Origin of the sequence: Micromonospora sp. NPDC049151 (assembly GCF_040648395.1) — a bacterium.
Taxonomy (GTDB): Bacteria; Actinomycetota; Actinomycetes; order Mycobacteriales; family Micromonosporaceae; genus Micromonospora.
Genome location: NZ_JBEZDP010000013.1, coordinates 143,802 through 164,080 on the forward strand (window position 1 = coordinate 143,802; position 20,279 = coordinate 164,080).

Genomic DNA, 20,279 nt, shown 5'->3' on the forward strand with positions numbered 1-20,279 from the left:
GACTGGTCACCGACCGGCCGGGCGGCGAGGAGGGTGCCTCGGTACGCCTTGCCGGTTGCGGGGGTGACGGGGAGCGTGCCCTTCGCTCCCGTCCCGGAACATAGCAGGTTATCGATAACACATTCAACAGCTAACGCCGGGACGGGCCGTGCGGGCCCGTCCCGGCGCTGGTCGCCGCGGTCTCGGCGGCCGGGCCGTGGGCCCAGCCTGTTAGCGATAACAGATGTCCCGCCGGCCCCGCCTCAGACCGCGCGGGCCAGGACGTCGTGGGCAGCTCGGGCCACGGCGGCGTCGATCATCCGGCCGTCCGCCGCGACGGCGACGCCGTGCCCGTGCCCGGTGACGGCGGCGAGACGCGCCACCACGTCCCGCGCGTCGGCCACCTCCTCGGCGGACGGGGTGAACACGTCGTTGATCACCGCCGCCTGCGCGGGATGGATCGCGGTGCGGGCCCGGAAGCCCTGCCGCAGCAGCATCCGGGTGCTCCGGTCCAGGCGCTCGGCGTCGCGTACCGCCGTCTCGACCGGACCCACCGGCGGCACCAGGCCGGCCGCGGCCGAGTGGAGCACCACAGCCGTGCGCAGCGGCCACAGCTCCTCCCGGTCCGGCCCCGGCCGCAGGCCCAGCTCGGCGGCGAGGTCCGCCTCGCCGAGGCCCAGCCGCAGGACCCGCGGCGCGGCGGCCACCCGGTCCAGGGTGAGCACGCCGCGCGCGGTCTCCAGCAGCGGCAGCACCCGCAGCGTGCCGGGCGGCAGCCCGCACGCCGACTCGGCCCGGGCCAGCGCCTCGGCCACCTCGTCGAGCAACTCCGGCTCGGCCTTGGGCACCACGACGCCGCGCAGCGCCGGGCCGGCCACCGCCGCCACGTCGGCGGTGGCCGCGTCGGCGTTGATCCGCACCCACCACTCACCGTCGCGCCGCGGCGGGTCGGCCAGGAACGCGGCCACGTTGTCCCGGGCCTGCGACTTGGCGGCCGGTGGGACCGCGTCCTCCAGGTCGCAGATCACGGCGTCGGCGTCGGCCGTCGCGGCCTTGGCGAGCTTCCTCGGCTCGTTCCCGGGCGCGTACAGGTAACTGCGCGGCGTACGGGTCACGCCGGCCGGGCCAGGTAACGCCCGCGGGGCGTGCCGACCACGGCGCCCGCCTCCAGGATCCGCTCGCCGCGCAGGAACGTGTCGGTGACCCGGGCGTTCAGCTCGAAGCCCTCGAACGGGGTGTACTCCTGCACCGACTCCGAGTCGGCGGCCCGCACCGTCCAGGTGTGGTCGTCGTCGACCAGGCAGAAGTCGGCGTCGAAGCCCTCGGCGATGTCGCCCTTGGTGCGCAGCCCGAAGCGCCGGGCCGGATTCCACGCGGTCATCTCGGCGATCCGGTGGTACGGCAGGCCGCGGCGGCGGCCCTCGGAGACGAGGCCGGGCAGCAGGTACTCGGCGCCGCCGAAGCCCGACTTCGCCACGAACACGTCGTCCCGGGGCTCGCCGAACTTCACCTCGTCGCGGCAGCAGGCGTGGTCACTGACCACCCAGTCGATCTTGCCGTCCAGGACGTACTCCCAGAGCGCCTCGACGTCCTCGCGCGGCCGGATCGGCGGGTTCACCTTGGCGCCCAGGTTCGCGGTGTCGATGTCGGCGAGCAGGTGCCCGACGGTGACCTCGCGGCGGAAGTCGATGTGCGGGAACGCCTGCGACATCCGCAGGGCGGCGTCGACCGCCTTGCGGGAGGTCAGGTGCAGCAGGTTGATCGTCGGCAGGCCGGTCTCGTGGGCCAGGTAGGACGCGATGCTCACGGCCAGGCCCTCGGAGTGCGGCGGCCGGGAGGCGTGGTACGCGGCCAGCCCGGACAGCGTCCCCTCCTCCTCCACCATCCGGGTGTACGCGTTCATGATCTCGGCGGTCTCGCAGTGCAGCGACAGCGAGATCTCGTCGGCCAGCTCGGGGAACCGCTCCCGGGCCGCCTGCACGCCGCGCATCACGAACTCGAAGTGCGCGTAGTCGTACCGCTCGTTCTCCGGGATCATCAGGAAACTGCTCTGGTCGGACGACCGGCCGTGCAGGCCGTGGCTGCCGTAGAACATGAACACCTTGAACGAGGTGACCCCGTGCCGCTCGACCAGGTCGGGGATCTCGCCGATGTGCTGCTTCGACATCGGCGCGAGGTGGAACGCGTAGTCCACGTGCGACCGCTCGGCGGTGGCGGCGAGCACCTCGGGGAAGAAGTCGGCGTACGCGCCACCCCGGTTCAGGTAGTACTGCCCGGTGCGCATGTAGGTGATGGCTGAGGTCACCCCGCCCTGGGCGCAGGCCCGGCTCTCCGAGGCGGCGTCCTGGTCCAGCGGGTTGTAGATCCCCCAGTGCTGGTGCGCGTCGACCACACCCGGGAAGGCGAGCCTGCCGCCGCCGTCGACGACGGTCCGGGCCAGCGCCGGGTCGATACCGGCGGCGACCCGCACGACGCGGCCGTCGCGGATGGCGATGTCCACCTGCCGCGGCTGCGTCCACTCGTGCCGTACCACGCGGACGTTCGTCACGAGGGTGTCAAAGGACGTCATGGGTTACTCCTTGAGGTGGGTGAGCCGGCCTCCAGGCGAGCCAGGGTCCGGGGGATCTCGTCGATCGAGTCGAGGGTGTCGAGGCGCAGCACCAGGTCCTCGACCCGGCGCGCGGCCTCGTCGGTGAGCCGGCCGGCGACGTTCTCCCGGAACTTCACCGCGAGTTCCTCGTCGCTGAGCGGGCGCTGCGGGCCGCCACGGTTGGCCAGCACCTCCTCGGTCCACTCCCGGCCGTCGTCCGTGCGGACCGTCACGATCGCCGGGAACTGGTTGGGGAAGATCGAGTCGCAGCGGTCGTCGGGGAGCACGTCGACGGTCGCCATCAGCGCGCGGCGGCGGGGATCGCGGGCCAGCTCGTCGGTGTAGTCGGTCAGCCCGACGCCGAGCCCGGAGCCGCCGAGCAGGCCCGCCACGACCGCGTACGGCCCGGAGAACTGCGCCTGGTAGCCGGTCTCCGGCGCCCGCTTGACCTCGATCGGCTGGCCGATCGTGCGGATCACCGCGGCGGGCACCCGCAGTTCGATGCGGCTGATCCGGTCCAGCGGCAGGCCGCGCTCGCGCAGCCGCAGCCCGGCGTCGATCGCGGCGTGGGTGAAGTGGTTGGCCGGGTACGGCTTGAAGAAGATCCCCGGCACCGACCACTCCTCGCCCAGCCGGTCGGTGACCTGGTCCAGGTCGACCTCGTCGCGCAGGAAGGCGCGGAAGAAGCCGAACCTGCCCTCCAGGACGGTCGGCGGGCCGGTGAAGCCGCGCTTGACGAGTTGCGCGGCGGTGACCGCCGAGTGCGCCGCCCATCCGCAGTGCAGTCGCTTCACGGTGCCGCCGGTGCGGTTGGCCTCGATGATGCCGGCGGAGAAGGAGGCGGTGACGCCGAGGGCGTTGGCGACCCCCTCGGAGCCCAGGCCGAACAGCAGCGCCGCCGAAGCGGCTCCGCCCATCGCCCCGCAGATCGACGTGGCGTGCTGCCCGTGCTCGAAGAAGACCGAGTTGCCCAGCTTGCGGTCGTACCCGGCCATGCCGAGACGGACGGCGACCTCCAGGCCGACCGCGACGGCGGCCGTCAACTGACCGCCGCTGGCCCCCGCCGCCTGGGCGGCGGCCAGCGCGGCCGGCACCACGCCGGCGCTGGGGTGCAGCACCGAGGGCAGGTGCGTGTCGTCGTAGTCGAGCGAGTGGGCGAGCACCCCGTTGGCGAAGGCGGCCTGCGCGGCCGGCACCGCCTCGGGCAGGCCGACGGCGTGCGCCTCGGGCCGGCCGCCCTGGTCGGCCACGAACCCGGCCGCCGCGGTGCTCGTCGGCAGCCGGTACGCGGCGACGCAGAGGCCCAGCACGTCGAGCACGCGCTGGCGGACGCTGTGCCGTACGTCGTCGGGCAGGCCGGTGTGCGTGGTGGCCGCGGCGAACGCGGCGAGCCGCTCGGCCAGCGTGAGCTCAGCCATGCCCGACCACCGCCAGCGGACGCACCGGCGAACCGGTCGCGCCGAACAGCGGCAGCGGTGCCAGGACGAGGGTGAACTCGTGCACTCCGGCGGCGGCCAGCTCCTCCAGCGCCATCGCCTCGATGATGTAGATGCCGCGTTCCACCAGGAGCACCCGGTGCGCCGGCAGTACGCTGTGCGCCGCACCCGGGCGCAGCCGCTCGAAGGCGATGGTGTCGGCCCCGACGGCGTGCACCGCGCGGTCGGCGAGCCACACCGCCCCGGCCTCGCCGACGCCCGGCACCCCGGACTCCAGGCCCATGTAGACGGTGCGGTCCTCGTGCTCGAAGAACCGGCCCCAGCCGCTGCGCACCAGGACGACGTCGCCCGCGCCGACGGGCGTGCCCTGGGCCGCCTCCGTGGCCGCGAGGTCGTCCGGCGTGATCTCGTAGCCGGCCGGGCAGCCGTCACCGGCGCCGATCGCGCGGGGCACGTCCAGCAGCACGCCACGGCGCACCATCGGGGCGATCGTGTGCGCGCCGAGTTCCACGTACCGGCCGCCCCGGCCCGCCTCGACCGCGTCCGCCCCGCCGTGGAGCAGGCCGCGGTGCGAGACGTGGGCGAGCGCGTCGATGTGCGTGCCGACGTGCGTACCCATGGTGATCATGTCGTTCGCCGCGGAGCCGCCGTCGGACCGGACCATGTCCCCGTGCCGGCGGGGCAGGGAGTGCCAGTAGGCGGGGTGGTTGGGGGACTGCGGCATGCCGACGGAGAGCCGGCGGCCGAGGTCGTAGACGGTCACTCCGCCACGGACGGCCGCGAGCAGCGGATCGGCGACTGTGGCCTGGGTTGGGGGTGTCACGGGTTGTTCCTCACTCTTTTCGGAATCGGTCGACCGACCACGGGGGCGGTCAGGCGACGACCTTGCGCGCGCGCAGCTCGGCCAGGAACTCGGGCGTGCAGCCCAGCTCGGTGCCGAGCAGCTCGTCGGTGTCGGCGCCCAGGGCCCGTCCGGTGAACCGGATCGCTCCGGGCGTGTCCGACATCCGCCACATCACGTTGTGCATGCGCATCGGTCCGAGGTCGTCGTCCTGCACCGTGGTGATCATCTCGGTGGCACGGACGTGCTCGTCCTCCACCAGGTCCCGCGCGTCGTAGACGGGGGCGACGGCCGCGCCCGCCGCGCTGAACTCCCGCAGCACCTCGTCGCGGGTACGCTCGGCGATCCATCCGCCCACGTACGCGTCGAGGAGGTCGGCGTGCGCGGCCCGCTCCCGGCCGGAGCGGAACCACGGCTCGTCGATGACCTCGGGGTGACCGACCAGGCGTAGGACCCGCTCGGCGATCGCCTGTGCGCTGGTGGACACGGCGACCCAGCTCCCGTCCCGGGTGCGGTAGGTGTTGCGCGGGGCGTTGTTCGTGGACCGGTTGCCGTGCCGCTGCCCGACGACGCCGAGCTGGTCGTACGCGATCGGCCCGGGGCCGACGGCGGCCATGATGGGTTCCAGCAGGCTCATGTCGACGACCTGGCCCCGGCCGCCCCGGGCGTCGCGGGCGTAGAGGGCCATCACCGCGGCCGACGACGCGGCGATGCCGCAGATGCTGTCGGCCAGGCCGAACGCGGGCAGCGTCGGCGGGCCGTCCGCCTCGCCGGTCAGGTGGGCGAAGCCGCTCATCGCCTCGGCCAGCGTGCCGAAGCCGGGGCGGGCGGCGTAGGGGCCGGTCTGACCGAAGCCGGTGATCCGGACGATCACCAGCCCGGGGTTGACCTCGTGCAACCGGTCCGGGCCGACGCCCCACCGCTCCAGCGTGCCGGGGCGGAAGTTCTCCACCACGACGTCGGCGGTGGCGGCGAGCCGGAGGAAGAGGTCGGCGCCGTCGGGGTCGGAGAGGCTGAGCCCGACGGTCCGCTTGTTGCGCGAGATCTCCTTCCACCACAGCGGCACGCCGTCCTTGGCCTCGCCGTGGCCGCGCATGCTGTCCCCGGCGACGGGGTGCTCGATCTTGACGACGTCGGCGCCGTAGTCGCCGAGCAGTTGGCAGCAGAGCGGCCCGGCCAGAATGGTCGAGACGTCAAGCACCCGGATGCCGTGCAGCGGGCCGTGCCCGTCCGCCCGGTTCTCCCGTTCAGTCACCGCTGGTACCTCCTTACTCGTACGGTCCCGGTCATCCCGTCCACATCCCGCCGTTGACGTCGACAGTGGCGCCGTTGACGTAGCTCGCGCGTTCGCCGAGCAGGAACGCGATCGTCTCGGCGACCTCCGCCGGCTCGGCGGGCCGGCGCAGCGGCACCTGCCCGACCAGGTCCGACAGCTCCCGGGCGGACAGGCGCTCGGTCATCACCGACCGGACCGGTCCGGGCGCCACCGCGTTGGCCCGTACGCCCCGGCCGCCGAACTCCTTGGCGACGTTGCGGGTCAGCGCCAGCACACCGGCCTTCGCCGCCGCGTAGGCCGGCCCGGACATCGCGTTCCCGCCGTGCCGGCCGTTCACCGAGCTCATCAGCACGATCGCGCCGCCACCGGCCGCGAGCATGGCCGGCAGCACCGCCCGGACCACGACGTAGGCGCTGGTCAGGCTGTCGTCCAGCACCTGCCGCCACTGCTCGGGCGATACGTCCAGCAGCCCGCCGTGCCCGACCGACCCGGCCAGGTGCGCCACCCGGGTCGGCGCCTCGGGGAGCGCGTCCAGGAACCGGCTGACCTGGCGCGGGTCGGCGGCGTCCACGCCGTCGGCCCGGTCCAGCACGTGGACCGTCTCCCCGTCGCGGCGCAGGGCGTCGACCACGGCGGCGCCGATCGCCCCGCGTCCGCCGACCACCAGCGAGGTCATGACCGGCGGGTCCGGGTGTTGACGCCGGCCAGCTCACCGGTGGGGGTGACGCGGCCGGACTCCACCGCGGCCAGCCACTGGTCGGTGGCCCAGAGCAGCGCGTTGGCGCCGCGCGGCAGCAGCAGGTAGCTGATCGCCTCGGCGATGTCCCGCTCCCGCACCCCGGCGGCGTACAGCCGGTCGAGGTGGTGCAGGAACGCCTCCTCCTGCTGGTGCACCGCGTGCACCACCACGGCGATCAGGTCGGCCTCACGGCCGGACAGGTCCGGCGCGGCGGCGGCGAGCAGGGCGTGGTACCGGGCGAAGCCGTCCATCGGCAGCGTGGCCGCCCAGGCCCGCGCGGCGAAGAAGATCGGCCGCCACGCGGCCGCGGCCCCGGCCACCGCCGTCGCCTGCGCCATCTCGTCGGTGGTGAGCCCCGCGGCGTAGCCGCGCTCGACGTGCAGCGTGCCCACCGCCTCCTCGTCGGCGACGAGCAGACCGACCCAGATCAGCTCCCGCTCGCGGGCCGACAGGTGCCGCTCGTCGAGGGTGAACCGGCGGTAGAGCCGGGTGTACGCCTCCAGGAAGCCGGGCTCCGTGCGGGCGTACACCTCGTGGTACGACAGCAGGTAGCCGCGCTCGGCCCGGATCGCGGCGAGCTGATCGGGCTCGCTCATCGCTGCGACGGCCCGAGGCTCGGGGTCAACGAGGCGTCGCGGTCGTAGAAGGCGGGGATGAGACTGCCCAGGTCGTGGCCCGGCAGCGGGTCGCGGTAGTCGGTGCTGCCGAAGTCGTTCTTGCGGATCAGGGAGAGGTTGCCGGTGCGGCTGTAGAGCGGGCCGTGCCAGGTCTGCGGGCTGCGGAAGAAGTAGCCACCGGGCTTGACCACGCCACGGCGTCCCAGCATCAGGTCCCCGGCGATCTTGAAGGACTCCTCGTAGACCGGGTGCTTCTCCTCGTTGATCGCCGTGTATCCGGGCAGCATCCCGACCAGGAAGACGATGCCGGCCTCGTCGCGGCGCAGCCACCGGATCCGCACGTCGGCCGGCTGCGGCTCGTCGCCGCGCCAGCCCATCGACACCCACTCGTCGCGGGTCTCGTGCATCACGGTGAGCGTCCCCGACCCCGGTCCGGCGGCGAATTCCGGCGTGCTGTGCGGGCCGAAGTACAGCACCGTCTCACCGACGCCGGGCACCCAGTCGAGCTCGGTCATCGCCTGGGCGTGCAGGTAGGTGCCCGGGGCGTACGGCTCGTCGTTGACGGTGCCCCGGCCGGCGATCACGAAGATGTCGGCCTGGGCGCTCAGCACGCCCTGCTGCCGGTTGGTGAAGGCGAGCAGCTCGGTGCGGGCGCCGTCCTCCTCGTCGACCGAGAAGGTCTTGCGCAGGCCGCCGCCGTGGCCCGAGCCGAACTGACCGCCCGGGACCGGGGCCCAGGGCAGGTCTTGGGTCGAGATGAAGTCGACGTCAGGGCGATTCCACATGTCAGTCTGCACACCTTTGCCTCGGGGTTCCTGGGTGCCCATCCGAGATAAGGATTGTTCCTGTCAAACGAACGGTGGTTTCCCAGGCGGAACAAGGTGGATACTGTCGTGCCACTGCCCGGCCTGTCAACGGTTCGGGCCAAGTCTCGAAAACGATCAGCGAACTGGAAGGCGGTGGCTGTCATGGGCGACGAGCCGAATCGGATCGACGTGTCGGCGGGCGGTAACGGCGGTGGCGGGGTCGCGGCGCTGGTGCCGCCGGAGAACCCCACGGTGGCGACCGAGCTGCGCGCTCTGCTGCCCGCTGCGGTGGATGTCCGGATCGCGCCGCTGCCGCAGGTCCCGGGCACGTTGAAGGAGCGGCTGCTCGGCTACAACGACGCGCTCACCTCGACCACGAGCACGCTGCTCCCGGCCCGGCCCGACGTCTCCTACTTCGCCTGTACCGGCTCGTCCTACCTGGTGGGAACGGATGGCGACGCGCGGCTGCACGAGGCGATCGACGCGGCGGGCGCCGGACAGGGGCTGACCGCGGCCCGGGCGATCCTGGAGACGCTTGCCGAACTCGGCCGCACGCGGGTGCTGGTCGTCTCGCCGTACCCCGACTGGCTTACCGACCTGGCGGTCGCGTACTGGACCTCCGCCGGGCTCACCGTGGCCGGCGTGAAGAAGGCGCCGGCGCCGAACGGGATCTACGCGATCACTCCCGCCGAGGTCACCGCCCTGCTGCGTGAGCTGCGGCCCGACCCCGAGACGGTGGTGCTGCTCAGCGGCACCGGCATGCCCACCGTCGAGGCCATCGCGGCGGTCGGCGGCGAGCTGGGCGTACCGGTGCTCTCCTCGTCGGTGGCGGCGGCGTATCGCGCCCTGCGTCGCCTCGGTCAGCCGGCGGCCTCGTCGTCGTGCCTGGTCAACGACCTGGTCGGCCGCTGGAGCTGAGCGGGCCGGGCGTTTTGTTTCGGCTGCTTTTCCACCCTTGACGGGGCTCGGGACCAGCCATTAGCGTCCCGGCATACACAGCGGACCGGCGTTCCACTCAGGCGAACGAATCCGCTTTCCCACTAAACCTACGCCCCGGCACCGGGCCGCCAGGAGGTGACGAACGATGCACGGCTGGCGAGCCCGAATCGGCTTGATCGTCCCGCACGTCAACATGACGATGGAGCCGGAGATCTACTCGGTACTGCCCCGCGGCGCGTCCGCACACGCGGCCCGGATGGTGATCCCCCGGCTCGACCCGGCCGGTCTGGTCACCATGGCCGACGACGCCCTGCGCGCCGCGGAGCAGTTGTCCGAACTCGACGCCGACGTCGTGGTCTTCGGCTGCACATCCGGCAGCTTCGTCGGCGGCCACGAGTACGAGACCGACCTGGTCGGGCGGATCGCCGAGCGCGCGGGCTGCCCGGCGCTGTCCACGTCGGGGGCCGGCGTGCAGGCGCTCCGCGCGCTGGGCGTCACCCGGATCGCCGTCGCCACCCCCTACGACGACACCATCAACCAGCGACTGCGCGAGTTCTTCACCGCACACGGGCTCGACGTGGTCAACCTGGTCGGTCTGGGCCTGCGTGAGCGCGTCGCGCACTTCCCGCTCGCCCGCACACCGGTCTCGGCCATCGCGCAGCAGTCCGAGGAGGTCGTCTACCGACTCGCTCGTGCCGCTGCCCACCCGGACGCCGAGGCGCTGTTCATCAGTTGCACGAACCTCTCCACCCTCGGCGTGGTCGCCGAGCTGGAGAGCGACCTTTCCATCCCCGTGGTCACGGCCAACCAGGCCAGTATCTGGGCCGCCTTCCGGGCGGCCGGACTCGGCGACTCGCCGGCGGCGTTCGGCGCCCTCGGCCGGCACTGAGCGCGCCACCTCCTCTCACTTACTCGTTTCCCCCGGGAGTAACCATGTCTTCTCTGTCCCGTCGCAACCTGCTCCGGCTCGGCGCCCTGGCCGGCGCCGGTGGCCTGCTGGCCGCCTGTTCCCGTCCCGACGGCGCCCCGGCCGCCTCCGGCGGCGGCAACTCCGGCGGCCCGTACACCACCATCCGATCGACAGCGACCTCCTACATCTGGGCGCCGTTCCTCGTCGCCGAGAAGAAGGGCTACTTCGCCGAGGAGGGGCTGCAGCAGAGCGGCAAGGTCGCCGGCCAGGGCGTGGTGGCGAACATCGTGCTCGCCGGTGACGCCGAGTTCGTCGTCGGCTCGCCGATGGACACCATGAAGTCCACGGCGGTGGGCCAGCCGCTGATCAGCTTCTGCGGCATGGTGACCACCCTGGCCACGAACATCGTGGTCAGCGCCGAGTCGTTCGAGAAGGCCGGACTGTCCGACTCGAGCACGCCCGAGCAGCGGGGCGCGGCCATGCGCGGCATGAAGCTGGCCTCCACCGGCGTCGCCGGCACCCCGGACCTGCTGATCCGCTACGTCTCCAGCAACCTGGGCAAGCTCGACCCGAACAAGGACCTGCAGATCGTGCCGATCCAGGGCGGCGGCTCGGCGATGCTCGCGGCGGTGAAGAACAAGCAGATCGACGGCATGGCGATCTCGTCGCCGATCTCCGACCAGGCGATCTCCGACCTCGGCATGAAGTACCTCTACGACATGTCCAAGGACCCGGTCCAGCCGCTTGTGGGCTTCCCCTACATCATGGCCTCCTGCAAGAAGGACTTCCTGGAGAAGAACCCCGAGGCCATCGCGTCGTACTGCCGGGCGATCCAGCGGTCGCTCAACTTCATCCAGGCGGAGAAGGACGAGTTCCGCGACCTGCTCGGCGGCATCTTCACCGACATCAAGCCCGAGGTCTTCAAGACGGCGTTCGAGTCGAACTACCCGATCTACGGCAAGAGCATCGTCCCGACCCCGGAGCAGTACGAGCAGGCCAAGGAGTTCGTGGTCACCGCCTTCGAGATCAACGGCAGCGTCAGCGAGGCGGCCGCGGCCAAGAAGATCGGCTTCGACGACACCTGGAACGCCACCATCGCCAAGCAGGCGTTCGACAAGGTCGGCACGTCCTACTGAGCTGCCCCGCCCATCGCCGGCCGGGCCGGCTCCTCGACGTTGGGAAGACGATCGTGACCACGACTTCGGTACCAGGGGTGAGCTCCACCCACATCAAGAACTTCGGAGATCTCAAGGCCGCGGCCCGCAACGGGGCACGGCAGGCCGTGTGGGACTTCCTGGAGGGCGGCGCGGGCGCCGAGCGCAGCGTCGCCGCCAACCTCGACGAGTTCGACCGGTGGACGTTCCGGCCGCGGATCCTCACCGGTAGCAAGCCGCCGTCGCTGGAGACGACGTACCTGGGCTGGCCGCTGAAGATGCCGGTGGCCACCGCGCCCTTCGGCGCGGACGGGCTGTTCCACCCGGACGGCCAGCTCGCGGTGGCCGGCGCGGCGCAGGACGTCGGCGCGCTGGCCCTGGCGCCGCACGTCTCCACCCACCCGCTGGAGAGGATCCGCGAGGTGGCACCCGAGTCGGCGCTGATGTTCCAGCTCCACCCGGTCGGCAACCTGGTCAACTTCCGGCGGCTGGTCCGCCGTGCCGAGTCGGCCGGATACCGCGGTCTGGTGATCACCGCCGACTGCCCGACCGCCGGTTACCGCGACCGCAACCTCGCCAACCAGTTCGTCTACGAGGACGTCATGCGCGGCAACTACCAGGGCGAGACGGGCCACGCCGAGGAGATGTTCGGCGAGTTCCGCGCCATGAGCCAGCCGGTGTGGACGTTCGACTACCTGGCCGAGGCGCTCAGCGAGACCTCGCTGCCGGTGGTGATCAAGGGCGTGATGACCGGCGAGGACGCGGTGCTCTCCGCCGACATGGGCGCGGCCGGGGTGATCGTCAGCAACCACGGCGGACGGCAGCTCGACTGCACCCCGGCCACGCTTCGGCAGCTGCCCGAGGTGGTGGACGCGGTGGGCGGCCGGATCAGCGTCGCCGTCGACGGCGGCATCCGGCGCGGCACCGACGTGCTGAAGGCGATCGCCCTCGGCGCCGACCTGGTGGTGGTGGGCCGGCTCGCGGCGATGGGGCTGTGTGCCGGCGGTCGCGACGGCGTACGGCGGGCCCTGGAGATGGTCGCGGCGGAGATGGTCAAGTCGCTGGCCCTGCTCGGGCGATCGAGTCTGGCCGAGGTCGACCGTTCCATGCTTCAGCCGGCCTGACAGCAGATACGGGAGAAGTCGGATGTCTACTGACAAAACGGGGACCGCCCGCAACGCCGTCGTGTCGGCTGAGGGCGTGTCCATGACCTACCACGGGCGTCGTGGCCCGGTGAACGCCCTTTCCCGCGTGGACTTCAACCTCTGGGAGGGCGAGTTCGTCGCGCTGCTGGGGCCCTCCGGCTGCGGCAAGTCGACGCTGCTCAACATGGTCTCCGGGCTGATCACGCCGACCAGTGGGTCGCTGACCTACCGCGGGACGCCGATCGACGGCCCGAACACCAGCATCGGCTACATGACCCAGCGGGACTCGATCCTGCCCTGGCGTACGGTCGCCGAGAACATCGAGCTGCCGCTGCAGATCCGCCGGGTGCCGGCACGGCAGCGCCGGGAGAAGGTCGCCACCTACATCGAGATGGTGGGCCTCAAGGGGTTCGAGAACACGTACCCGGCGGGTCTGTCCGGCGGCATGCGCAAGCGGGTGGGCCTGGCGCAGGCGCTGGTGTACGAGCCGGAGACGCTCCTGCTCGACGAGCCGTTCGGCGCGCTCGACGCGATCCTGCGCCTGCGCATGCAGGCCGAGCTGCTCTCGCTGATGGAGAAGCTCGGTGCGGCGGTGCTGTTCGTGACCCACGACATGGACGAGGCGATCACGCTGGCCGACCGGGTCGTGGTGATGAGCGCCCGCCCGGCCCGCATCGTCGACGTGATCGAGGTCGACCTGCCCCGCCCACGGGACCTGGAGCAGCTTCAGTTCACCGCGGAGTACCAGGAGGTACGCCGCCGGGTCTGGCACAACCTCGGGCGGGAGATCCACGCCGGCGAGAAGGAGATGGCGAACCCATGAGTGACACCGAGACGGTCAGCCGTGGCGCGGTCACCGCGCCGGCCGCCGGGCCGGCCGCCGCCAAGCCGCCCCGCAAGCTCAATCCGAAGATCAAGATCGCGCTCGGCCAGATCGCCGTGGTGATCGTCTGGCTCGGCTCCTGGCAGTGGATGTCCGGCCGGCTGATCGACCCGTTCTTCACCAGCTCGCCCGGCGCGATCGGGCAGCAGCTTCTGGAGTGGTTCCGTACCGGGTCGATCTGGCCGCACCTGCTGATCACGTTGCAGGAGTTCGGCGCCGGTCTGGCGATCGGCAGCGTGGCCGGCGTGCTCGTCGGCTTCACCCTGGGCCGGCTGCCGACGACCGCGGCGGTGCTCAACCCGTTCGTCACAGTCGTCTACAGCATGCCGAAGCTCGCCCTGGCCCCGCTGTTCGTGCTCTGGTTCGGCATCGGGTTCGGCTCGAAGATCGTCCTGGTCGGACTGATCTCGTTCTTCCTGGTCTTCTACAACACGTTCACCGGCGCGCGCGACGTCGACCCGCTGTTCATCAACTCACTGCGGATCATGGGGGCGAACCGGCTGACCATCTACCGCCGGGTCGTCATGCCGTCGGCCGCGGTGTGGGTGATGACCGGCCTGCGCATCGCCGTTCCGCAGGCCGTGATCGGCGCTGTCGTCGGTGAGCTGATCTCGTCCAACCAGGGCGTGGGTTACGTCATCGCCAACGCCGCCGCGTTCTTCAACACCACCGGCGTGCTGGCCGGCGTCGCGCTCGTGGCGTGCGTGTCGGTCATCCTCTCCCAACTGATCATCGTGCTGGAACGCTGGGCGACCCGCTGGAAGCAGGGCTGAGATGAACCCGACCGCCGCGCTCGCGCGCTGGGCCGCCGACCTGCGGTACGACGATCTCTCCGCCGACGTGGTCGGGCGGGTACGCGGGCTGCTGCTCGACCACCTCGGCGTGGCGGTGCTCGGCAGCACCCGCGACCACCACCGGCGCTGGGTCTCCACCGAACTGCGCATGGGTGGCGGGGAGCCGGGCCTGAGCACCGTCGTCGGCACCGCCCTGCGCGTGGCGCCGGACCGGGCGGCGTTCCTCAACGGCGTCGCGGGCTCGTCCGGCCCCAACCTCGACGACGTCTGGCACGGCTCGCTCGGGCACCCGGGCGTGGGCACGTTCCCGGCGCTGCTGGCGCGCGGCGAGGAGGTGCGGGCCTCCGGCCCGGCGCTGATCGAGGCGGCGGTGGTCGGATACGAGGTCACCATGCGGATCGGCACCGCTCTCGGCCGCTCGGCGTTCGACCGGGGCTGGCATCCGCGGGGCGGGTGCAACACGGCGGCCGCCGCCGTGGCGAGCCTGAAGGTGGGCGGCGAGCAGCGGGCCGAGGTCTACCAGGCGGCGATCGGCCTGGCCGTCAACGCGGCGGCGGGCGTGGTCGGCGCGTCGTACTTCTCCGACGCCTGGTACGCCCTGTCCGGCCAGGCGTCCCGGGAGGGCCTGCTCGCCGGTCTCGCCGCGCGCGCCGGACTGTGCGCCACCGACGAGCCGCTGGCCGCCGACCGGGGCTACCTGGCCGCCGCCTCCGATCAGGTCGACCTCGACAGCCTCACCGAGGGGCTGGGCGGCGAGCCGATGCTGATGCGGGCGGGCCAGAAGCTCTACCCCTCGTCCGGCGCGACGCACGCCGCGCTGGAGGCGGCGGTGGCGGCCCGCGCCGAACTCGGCTGCGACGCCGCCGAGATCGTGGAGATCAACGGCTGGGGTTTCCGGGAGATGGTCGACGTGCTCGGCCGGGCCCATCCGTCGACGGCGCTGGCCGCGAGCATGAGCACCCCGTACGTGGTCGCCTGCGGAGTCCGCGACGGCGGGTTCGACCTGTCCCATCTGGACCCGGGCCGGATCGCGGACCCGGAACTCGCGCGCCTGCAGTCGGTGACCCGGCTGGTCGTCGACGACCGGCTCGACCGGATGCCGCCCCGGCACCTCGGCGCCCGGATCCAGTTGGTGGCCCGGGACGGGCGGCAGGCGACCGCCGAGGTGCTCGCCGCGAGCGGGCACGCGGGCAATCCGCTCGGGTTCGACCGGGTCGCGGACAAGGTACGGCGGCTGCTGGCCGGCTGCTGGCCGGAGGCCTCTGTGGAACGGCTGGTCGAGCGGGCGGCCGCGCTGCCCGCGACGGATGTCGAGGCGCTGATGCGGGCGGTCCGGCTCGGCGATTAACGTGTCCGCGGCATTCTCCGGCAACATAGACGCCAACTGTTCTGTAAGGAGCCTTCGACATGGCCCCAGTGGATACCGGTCCGGCTGGCGCGGAGATCATCGTTCAGTCCCGGCCCGGCCGGCGACCGGAGCCGGGCGCGGAGCCGGAGGGGGAGGACGGCCGGGCCCGCTCCGGGCTGGCCCGGACCTTCGCGATCATCAATCTGCTGGCCTCCCGGGCGCCCGAGGCGCTGGGCGTGTCGGCGATCGCACGTGACCTCCGGATTCCCAAGGCGGTCGCGCACCGGATCCTCAAGGAGCTGGTGACGGACGCGTTCCTCGCGTTCGACGAGGGGACAAAGCAGTACCAGCTCGGCCCGGGCGCGCTGACCGTCGGCCTGGCCGCGCTGCGGACCCTGGACGTGCCGAAGACCGCCCGTCCCTATCTCGAACGGCTCGTCGAGCTCAGCGGAGAGACGGCAACGCTCTCCATCCGGCAGGGCTGGCAGCGGGTGTACGTGGACCAGGTGCTCTCCCCGCACGAGGTGCGGATGTCGGTGGCCCTGGGCCGGATGTACCCGCTGCACGCCGGGTCGTCCTCCAAGGCGATCCTCGCCGCGCTGCCCGACGAGACGATCGAGGAGTTCCTCACCCAGCACCGGCACGCCAGCCTCACCCCGCGGACGCTCACCTCGGCCGACGCGTTGCGTGACGACATCGCCGGCATCCGGGAGCGGGGATACGCGGTGAGCTTCGGCGAGCGGCAGGCCGGCTCGGCGAGCGTCGCGGCGGCCATCCGCAACGCCTCGGGCGACGTGGTGGGCGCGGTCTCGCTGTGCGGCCCGCGGGAGCGGCTCGCCGAGCAGACGCTGCGGCACGGCGCCGCGGTGGTCGAGGCGGCCCGCGCCGTGTCCCGCGACATCGGCTACCGCGGACCACTCTGACCGACGGCCGGCTCCGACCCGCGCGGCGGGTTCGCGGAGTCCGGCCCGCCCCTGACCGCGCGGACCGCCGCGCGAACGATGACCCCGGGTGTCCCTCCCGGGGTCATCGGCGTTTCAGCCCTCCGCGCGGTCCGTGTTCATAACGTTTCAGTGAAACCATGTGAACGCTGCCATCCTGGCCATCCCGCAGTTCGGGAGCCTTCATGGTTCATCCTGCGAGCGCCATCGTGAACATCTGTTCACCCTATTGTTCACTGCTGCCTAATCCGGTAGAACACCAGGTAGGTCCGCAGCTCGGGCCATTCGCCTCGTGCTTCTAGGAGGGCTTCTCATGGCTCGTTCACACCGTCCGGGCGCCTCCTCGCCCGCGCTCTCCCGCCGCGGCGTCCTGCAGTTGGGTGGCAGCGTCGCGCTCCTGTTCGCCACCGGTGCCTGCGCCGCGGACAGCGGCAGCAAGTCAGGCGACGGCAAGTCCGGCGGCGCCTCCGCCAAGACGCTGCGCATCGCCGTCTCCAGCTACCTGTCGAGCTGGGACCAGGACTTCGTCGGTTTCGACCTGACCGCGCTGATGCTCTACAAGAACGTCTTCCCGTACCTGGTCGACTACGGGGTCACGAACGCCGGCGGCAGCCAGATCCTCGACACCCAGAACATCACCCCGACGTTCGCCGAGTCGTTCGAGCCGGACGCCGAGCAGAAGGTGTGGACCCTCAAGCTGCGCCGGGGCGTGAAGTTCGCCAGCGGCAACGAGATGAAGGCCGCCGACGTGAAGTGGTCGAAGGACCGCGCGTTCGCCGCCCAGGCCAACGTGGCCGGCGTCTACCGCACCATCGGCCTGACCAGCGCGGACCAGGTCAAGGTCGTCGACGACTACACGGTCGAGTTCCACCAGGCGTTCCCGAGCGCCCTGACCCGGCAGATCCAGGCGATCTCGCTGTACGTCTTCGACTCCGTCGAGGCCAAGAAGCACGCCAGCGGCAGCGACCCCTGGGCCAAGGAGTGGTTCGCGAAGAACCCGCCGACCGGCGGCTACTTCAACGTCGCCAAGGCCACCCAGGGCCAGGAGATCGAACTCAGCGCGAACACCGGATACCCGGGTCCGGACCCGGCCAAGACGCCGACCATCCGGATCTCGGTGGTGCCGGCCGCCTCCAACCAGCGGCTCCAGCTCCAGGCCGGTGACATCGACATCGCCCTGGGCATCAGCCAGCGCGACATCCAGGACCTGAAGAAGGCCCCGGGCATCAAGGTCATCTCGGCGGCCAGCAACCGCCAGGTCGCCATCCAGATGTCGGTCACCGCCGCGCCGTTCAACGACGTGAACGTGCGCAAGGCGCTCGCCTACGCGGTGCCCTACGAGCAGATCATCAACAACGTGTACGGCGGCGACGCCCGCCCGGCCAAGAGCCCGGTCCCGCTGGACATGCCCGGATACGACGAGAGCGGCTACCCGTTCACGCACGACCTGGACAAGGCGAAGGCCGCGATGGCCGCCTCCGGCCGGGCGTCGCTCGACTCCGAGCTGGTCTTCGAGGCCGACAACGAGGAGCAGCAGAAGATCGCCGTCCAGGTGCAGAGCGAGGCGGCCAAGGCCGGCATCCGGCTCAAGCTGACCCCGCTGGACCCGGCGACCCTCGGTGAGCGGCGGACCAAGAAGAACATCCCGCTCCAGATCACCTCCGGGCAGCTCTGGGTCGACGACGTCGAGTACATGCTGGCGACGAGCTTCGTCAAGGGCGCCAACCTCAACTACTCGAACTACAGCAACCCGGAGATCGAGCAGATCTACGAGAAGTCGCACACCACCGTCGACACGGGCGCCCGCAACGCGCTGTGGAAGCGGGTCCAGGAGATCCTCGCCGCCGACGTGCCGTGGGTGGTCATCTGCCAGCCCAACTTCAACCTGCCCGTCCGGGAATCCGTCGCCGGCTGGGTGCAGCCGATGGACGGCCTCGCCCGCCTGCGCTACCTGAGCGCATCGGCCTAGGAAACGTCACCCCTCCATGCGAATTCTCCGGTTTGTCGTCAGGCGACTACTCCAGCTGATCCCCGTTCTGCTCGGAGTGGTCGTCCTGGCCTTCCTCCTGGTCCGAGTGCTGCCGGGCGACCCGGTCCGCAGCATCCTCGGGCAGAACGCCACCGAGGAGGACGCCGCCGCGGCCCGGGCCCGCTTCGGGCTGGACCAGTCCCTCTGGCAGCAGTTCCTCGACTACCTCGGAGGGCTTCTCACCGGTGACTTCGGGACCTCGATCCAGAGCGGCAGCTCCGTGGGTTCGGAGATGGCGCTACGGGTCGGTCCGACGCTGGAGCTCGTCGTCATCTCGGTGAGCATCGCGCTCGTGGTGGCCACCGTGCTGGGCATCTGGTCGGCCAAGCGGGCCAACCGGGCCGGCGACCACAGCGTCCGGATCTTCGCGCTGGTCGGCAACTCCGTCCCGGAGTTCTGGCTCGGCCTGGTCCTGGTGCTCGTCGGCTACAGCATCCTCGGCTGGTTCCCGGCACCGAACGGCCGGGTGGACCCGGACACCGGCCTGACCCCGCTCACCGGCGCCGACCTCGTCGACGCCGTCCTCACCGCCAACGGGCCGGCGATCGCCTCGGCCGCGGCGTACCTGGTGCTGCCGGTGCTGACCCTCGTGGTCGGCGTGGTCGCCCCGCTGCTGCGCAGCGTCCGGGCCTCCGCGCTGGAGGTGCTGCACTCGGAGTCGTACGCCGCGGCCAAGGCCCACGGGCTGCGCGACCGCACGCTGCACTACGGCTACCTGCTGCGCGCGACGCTGGTCCGGCTGCCGTCGCTGGCCGCGCTGGTCTTCGGTACGGCGATCGGCTCCACCGTGCTCGTTGAGTACGTGTACTCGTGGCAGGGCTTCGGCCAGTGGGCCCTGCGCGGCCTGCTCTACCGGGACTACCCGGTGGTGCAGGCGTCGGTGCTGGTCATCGCGTTGTGCTACGTGCTGGTGTTCCTCATCGCCGACGTGGTCCACGCGATCCTCGACCCGAGAGTGAGGCTCTGATGGCCGAGCTGCGAACCGTCCCCGACGGTCCCGCCGCCGCGCCGGTGGTCGTGCCCGGCGGCGACCGGGACAGCCGTTTCGCCCGCCGCATGATCATCGCCGGGGCGAGCATCCTGTCGGTGGTCGCGCTGGCGGCGGTGTTCGCGCCGCTGCTGAGCCAGTGGGGCGAGACCGAGATCGACGCGGCGAACACGCTCGTCGCGCCGGGCGGCAGCCACCTGCTCGGCACCGACGGCAACGGCATGGACATCTGGAGCCGGGTGCTCTACGCCGCCCGGCTCGACCTGGGCATCGCCCTGGCCGCGGTGGCGCTCGCGGTGGTCGTCGGCACGCTGCTCGGCCTGGTCGCCGGCTACTTCGGCGGCTGGCTCGACGACGTGCTGATGCGGGTGGTCGACATCTTCCAGTCGTTCCCCACCTTCATCCTGGCGCTGGCGGTGGCCGCCCTGCTCGGCAACGGCACGATCAACCTGATCATCACGATCGCGGCGGTGAACGCGCCGGCGTACGCCCGGCTGGTCCGCGCCGAGGTGCGGTCGCTGCGGGAACTGCCGTTCGTGGACGCCGCGATCACCTCCGGGGCGTCGCCGGTCGGCGTGCTCTGGCGGCACCTGCTCCCCAACAGCCTCACCCCCGTCCGGGTCATCGCGCCGCTGAACTGCGGCTGGGCCATGCTCACCCTGGCCGGGCTCTCCTTCCTCGGCCTGGGCGTGAGCATCCCCGACGCGGAGTGGGGCGCCATGATCAGCCTCGGCGCCGCGGACGTGGTCGGCGGCCGGTGGTGGACCTCGGTCCCGCCCGGCCTGGCCCTGTTCGTCTGCGTTCTGGGCTTCAGCCTGCTCGGCGAAGGCCTGCAGGACCGCGCCAACGCGAAGCGGCGGTGAC

General features: G+C 71.8%; 19 protein-coding genes. 11 read left to right on the forward strand and 8 right to left on the reverse strand.

All coding sequences use genetic code 11. The annotated features are described in order from the left end of the window. Positions 1-242: 242 nt before the first annotated feature. Genes AB0B20_RS17400 through AB0B20_RS17435 form a run of 8 tightly spaced genes read right to left on the reverse strand, consistent with a single transcriptional unit; the run spans position 243 to position 8,263 of the window. The gene (locus tag AB0B20_RS17400) at positions 243-1,094 is read right to left on the reverse strand and encodes a CoA ester lyase (RefSeq protein WP_357471710.1); all 852 of its coding nucleotides are present in this window, start codon (positions 1,092-1,094) and stop codon (positions 243-245) included. Continuing rightward, the gene (locus AB0B20_RS17405) at positions 1,091-2,548 is read right to left on the reverse strand and encodes a dihydroorotase family protein (protein ID WP_357471713.1); all 1,458 of its coding nucleotides are present in this window, start codon (positions 2,546-2,548) and stop codon (positions 1,091-1,093) included. Before AB0B20_RS17405 ends, AB0B20_RS17400 begins: the two co-directional genes overlap by 4 nt. Next, positions 2,545-3,987, reverse strand: coding sequence for an MmgE/PrpD family protein (locus AB0B20_RS17410; protein WP_357471716.1), 1,443 nt, complete (start codon positions 3,985-3,987; stop codon positions 2,545-2,547). The genes AB0B20_RS17405 and AB0B20_RS17410 overlap by 4 nt, the downstream gene beginning before the upstream one ends. Further along, on the reverse strand, positions 3,980-4,828 hold the full coding sequence (locus AB0B20_RS17415) for a cyclase family protein (RefSeq protein ID WP_357385815.1): 849 nt from the start codon (positions 4,826-4,828) through the stop codon (positions 3,980-3,982). Before AB0B20_RS17415 ends, AB0B20_RS17410 begins: the two co-directional genes overlap by 8 nt. A 49-nt stretch (positions 4,829-4,877) precedes the next feature. Beyond that, a complete protein-coding gene (locus tag AB0B20_RS17420) occupies positions 4,878-6,101 on the reverse strand; it encodes a CoA transferase (RefSeq protein WP_357471720.1) in 1,224 nt (407 codons plus the stop codon). A 31-nt stretch (positions 6,102-6,132) separates the two neighbouring features. After that, positions 6,133-6,798, reverse strand: coding sequence for an SDR family NAD(P)-dependent oxidoreductase (locus tag AB0B20_RS17425; RefSeq protein WP_357385819.1), 666 nt, complete (start codon positions 6,796-6,798; stop codon positions 6,133-6,135). Then, positions 6,795-7,457 carry a carboxymuconolactone decarboxylase family protein gene (locus AB0B20_RS17430; protein WP_357385821.1) on the reverse strand — a complete coding sequence of 221 codons (663 nt, stop codon included), beginning with the start codon at positions 7,455-7,457 and terminating at the stop codon, positions 6,795-6,797. The genes AB0B20_RS17425 and AB0B20_RS17430 overlap by 4 nt, the downstream gene beginning before the upstream one ends. Then, the gene (locus tag AB0B20_RS17435; protein WP_357385823.1) at positions 7,454-8,263 is read right to left on the reverse strand and encodes a hypothetical protein; all 810 of its coding nucleotides are present in this window, start codon (positions 8,261-8,263) and stop codon (positions 7,454-7,456) included. Before AB0B20_RS17435 ends, AB0B20_RS17430 begins: the two co-directional genes overlap by 4 nt. A gap of 183 nt (positions 8,264-8,446) precedes the next feature. On the opposite strand from AB0B20_RS17435, the gene AB0B20_RS17440 reads away from it, so the two are divergent. The 11 genes from AB0B20_RS17440 to AB0B20_RS17490 all read left to right on the forward strand — a co-directional run bounded on the left by AB0B20_RS17440 (position 8,447) and on the right by AB0B20_RS17490 (position 20,278). After that, the gene (locus tag AB0B20_RS17440; protein ID WP_357471723.1) at positions 8,447-9,202 is read left to right on the forward strand and encodes a hypothetical protein; all 756 of its coding nucleotides are present in this window, start codon (positions 8,447-8,449) and stop codon (positions 9,200-9,202) included. Between the two features lie 166 nt (positions 9,203-9,368). Then, a complete protein-coding gene (locus AB0B20_RS17445) occupies positions 9,369-10,112 on the forward strand; it encodes an aspartate/glutamate racemase family protein (RefSeq protein ID WP_354874058.1) in 744 nt (247 codons plus the stop codon). Positions 10,113-10,156: 44 nt separating this feature from the next. Beyond that, positions 10,157-11,269: an ABC transporter substrate-binding protein gene (locus AB0B20_RS17450; protein WP_357471726.1), complete on the forward strand. Its 1,113-nt coding sequence runs from the start codon at positions 10,157-10,159 to the stop codon at positions 11,267-11,269. A gap of 53 nt (positions 11,270-11,322) precedes the next feature. Next, complete coding sequence (locus AB0B20_RS17455; protein ID WP_357471729.1) at positions 11,323-12,411, forward strand: alpha-hydroxy acid oxidase; 1,089 nt, start codon at positions 11,323-11,325, stop codon at positions 12,409-12,411. A 22-nt stretch (positions 12,412-12,433) separates the two neighbouring features. Further along, on the forward strand, positions 12,434-13,255 hold the full coding sequence (locus AB0B20_RS17460; protein ID WP_357385832.1) for an ABC transporter ATP-binding protein: 822 nt from the start codon (positions 12,434-12,436) through the stop codon (positions 13,253-13,255). Next, positions 13,252-14,088, forward strand: coding sequence for an ABC transporter permease (locus AB0B20_RS17465; protein WP_357385834.1), 837 nt, complete (start codon positions 13,252-13,254; stop codon positions 14,086-14,088). The genes AB0B20_RS17460 and AB0B20_RS17465 overlap by 4 nt, the downstream gene beginning before the upstream one ends. Before the next feature lies 1 nt (position 14,089). Next, the gene (locus tag AB0B20_RS17470) at positions 14,090-15,457 is read left to right on the forward strand and encodes an MmgE/PrpD family protein (RefSeq protein ID WP_357471732.1); all 1,368 of its coding nucleotides are present in this window, start codon (positions 14,090-14,092) and stop codon (positions 15,455-15,457) included. A gap of 59 nt (positions 15,458-15,516) precedes the next feature. Further along, a complete protein-coding gene (locus tag AB0B20_RS17475) occupies positions 15,517-16,380 on the forward strand; it encodes an IclR family transcriptional regulator (RefSeq protein WP_357385838.1) in 864 nt (287 codons plus the stop codon). Between the two features lie 331 nt (positions 16,381-16,711). Continuing rightward, on the forward strand, positions 16,712-18,367 hold the full coding sequence (locus AB0B20_RS17480) for an ABC transporter substrate-binding protein (protein WP_357385840.1): 1,656 nt from the start codon (positions 16,712-16,714) through the stop codon (positions 18,365-18,367). Positions 18,368-18,383: 16 nt separating this feature from the next. Beyond that, entirely contained in the window at positions 18,384-19,394 is a 1,011-nt protein-coding gene (locus AB0B20_RS17485) for an ABC transporter permease (protein ID WP_013474645.1), read from the forward strand. Next, positions 19,394-20,278 (forward strand): ABC transporter permease, encoded by an 885-nt coding sequence (locus tag AB0B20_RS17490; RefSeq protein WP_357385842.1) that lies wholly within the window; start codon positions 19,394-19,396, stop codon positions 20,276-20,278. The genes AB0B20_RS17485 and AB0B20_RS17490 overlap by 1 nt, the downstream gene beginning before the upstream one ends. The last annotated feature ends 1 nt before the right edge of the window (position 20,279 follow it).